1 pseudogene is annotated in these 3,337 nt (G+C 37.4%); it reads left to right on the top strand.

Annotated elements, in window-relative coordinates:
• Positions 1-228: 228 nt before the first annotated feature.
• Positions 229-3,337 (top strand): annotated as a pseudogene (gene cagA / locus BZK24_RS08240) (type IV secretion system oncogenic effector CagA); the annotation flags it as partial.

Here is a 3,337-nt window from a genome sequence, read left to right as displayed (position 1 = left end):
TTTAACAAGTTTTTGTTAATTATGGGTAAAAATGTGAATCGTTCCTAGCCTTTAGACGCCTGCAACGATCGGGCTTTTTTCAATATTAATGAAAAAATGCCAAATATTCTAAATATTGTGGTATAATGATAATGTTCAAAGACATGAATTGATTACTCAAAGTGTGTAGCGATTTTTAGCAGTCTTTGATACCAATAAGATACCGATTAGGTATAGTAAGGAGAAACAATGACTAACGAAACTATTGACCAACAACCACAAACCGAAAGTGGCTTTTAACCCGCAGCAGTTTATTAATAATCTTCAGGTAGCTTTTCTTAAGCTTGATAACGCTGTCGCTTCATTTGATCCTGATCAAAAACCAATCGTTGATAAGAACGATAGGGATAACAGGCAAGCTTTTGATGGAATCTCGCAATTAAGGGAAGAATACTCCAATAAAGCGATCAAAAATCCTACCAAAAAGAATCAGTATTTTTCAGACTTTATCAATAAGAGCAACGATTTAATCAACAAAGACGCTCTCATTGATGTAGAATCTTCCACAAAGAGCTTTCAGAAATTTGGGGATCAGCGTTACCGAATTTTCACAAGTTGGGTGTCCCATCAAAACGATCCGTCTAAAATCAACACCCGATCGATCCGAAATTTTATGGAACATACCATACAACCCCCTATCCCTGATGACAAAGAAAAAGCAGAGTTTTTGAAATCTGCCAAACAATCTTTTGCAGGAATCATTATAGGGAATCAAATCCGAACGGATCAAAAGTTCATGGGCGTGTTTGATGAATCCTTGAAAGAAAGGCAAGAAGCAGAAAAAAATGGAGAGCCTAGTGGTGGGGATTGGTTGGATATTTTTTTATCATTTGTATTTAACAAAAAACAATCTTCTGATGTCAAAGAAGCAATCAATCAAGAACCAGTTCCCCATGTCCAACCAGATATAGCCACTACCACCACCGACATACAAGGCTTACCGCCTGAATCTAGGGATTTGCTTGATGAAAGGGGTAATTTTTCTAAATTCACTCTTGGCGATATGGAAATGTTAGATGTTGAGGGAGTCGCTGACATTGATCCTAATTACAAGTTCAATCAATTATTGATTCACAATAACGCTCTGTCTTCTGTGTTAATGGGGAGTCATAATGGCATAGAACCTGAAAAAGTTTCATTATTGTATGCGGGCAATGGTGGTTTTGGAGCCAAACACGATTGGAACGCCACCGTTGGTTATAAAGACCAACAAGGTAACAATGTGGCTACAATAATTAATGTGCATATGAAAAACGGCAGTGGCTTAGTCATAGCAGGTGGTGAGAAAGGGATTAACAACCCTAGTTTTTATCTCTACAAAGAAGACCAACTCACAGGCTCACAACGAGCATTAAGTCAAGAAGAGATCCAAAACAAAATAGACTTCATGGAATTTCTTGCACAAAACAATGCTAAATTAGACAACTTGAGCGAGAAAGAGAAGGAAAAATTCCGAACTGAGATTAAGGATTTCCAAAAAGACTCTAAGCCTTATTTAGACGCCCTAGGGAATGATCGTATTGCTTTTGTTTCTAAAAAAGACACAAAACATTCAGCTTTAATTACTGAGTTTGGTAATGGGGATTTGAGCTACACTCTCAAAGATTATGGGAAAAAAGCAGATAAAGCTTTAGATAGGGAGAAAAATGTTACTCTTCAAGGTAACCTAAAACATGATGGCGTGATGTTTGTTGATTATTCTAATTTCAAATACACCAACGCCTCCAAGAATCCCAATAAGGGTGTAGGCGTTACGAATGGCGTTTCCCATTTAGAAGCAGGCTTTGACAAGGTAGCTGTCTTTAATTTGCTTGATTTAAATAATCTCGCTATCACTAGTTTCGTAAGGCGGAATTTAGAGGATAAACTAGTCGCTAAAGGATTGTCCCTACAAGAAGTTAATAAGCTTATCAAAGACTTTTTGAGCAGTAACAAAGAATTGGTTGGAAAAGCTTTAAACTTCAATAAAGCTGTAGCTGACGCTAAAAACACAGGCAACTATGATGAAGTGAAAAAAGCTCAGAAAGATCTTGAAAAATCTCTAAGGAAACGAGAGCATTTAGAGAAAGAAGTAGAGAAAAAATTGGAGAGCAAAAGCGGCAACAAAAATAAAATGGAAGCAAAATCTCAAGCTAACAGCCAAAAAGATGAGATTTTTGCGTTGATCAATAAAGAGGCTAATAGAGACGCAAGAGCAATCGCTTACGCTCAAAATCTTAAAGGCATCAAAAGGGAATTGTCTGATAAACTTGAGAATGTTAATAAGAATTTGAAAGACTTTAGTAAATCTTTTGATGAATTCAAAAATGGCAAAAATAAGGATTTTAGCAAGGCAGAAGAAACACTAAAAGCCCTTAAAGGCTCGGTGAAAGATTTAGGTATCAATCCAGAATGGATTTCAAAAGTTGAAAACCTTAATGCAGCTTTGAATGACTTCAAAAATGGCAAAAATAAGGATTTCAGCAAGGTAACGCAAGCAAAAAGCGACCTTGAAAATTCCGTTAAAGATGTGATCATCAATCAAAAGGTAACGGATAAAGTTGACAATCTCAATCAAGCGGTATCAGTGGCTAAAGCAACGGGTGATTTCAGTGGGGTAGAGCAAGCGTTAGCCGATCTCAAAAATTTCTCAAAGGAGCAATTGGCTCAACAAACTCAAAAAAATGAAAGTCTCAATGTTGGAAAAAAATCTGAAATATACCAATCCGTTAAGAATGGTGTGAACGGAACCCTAGTCGGTAATGGGTTATCTGGAATAGAGGCCACAGCTCTCGCCAAAAATTTTTCGGATATCAAGAAAGAATTGAATGAGAAATTTAAAAATTTCAATAACAATAACAATAATGGTCTCAAAAACAGCACAGAACCCATTTATGCTCAAGTTAATAAAAAGAAAACAGGACAAGTAGCTAGCCCTGAAGAACCCATTTATGCTCAAGTTAATAAAAAGAAAACAGGACAAGTAGCTAGCCCTGAAGAACCCATTTACGCTCAAGTTGCTAAAAAGGTGAATGCAAAAATTGACCGACTCAATCAAATAGCAAGTGGTTTGGGTGTTGTAGGGCAAGCAGCGGGCTTCCCTTTGAAAAGGCATGATAAAGTTGATGATCTCAGTAAGGTAGGGCGATCAGCTAGCCCTGAACCCATTTATGCTACGATTGATGATCTCGGCGGACCTTTCCCTTTGAAAAGGCATGATAAAGTTGATGATCTCAGTAAGGTAGGGCGATCAGCTAGCCCTGAACCCATTTATGCTACGATTGATGATCTCGGCGGACCTTTCCCTTTGAAAAGGCAT

The organism is Helicobacter pylori (assembly GCF_001998165.1).
In the GTDB taxonomy this organism is placed as follows: domain Bacteria; phylum Campylobacterota; class Campylobacteria; order Campylobacterales; family Helicobacteraceae; genus Helicobacter; species Helicobacter pylori_DL.
The sequence above is the reverse complement of the archived record's forward strand: the minus strand, read 5'-3'. Positions and strand labels throughout refer to the sequence as shown.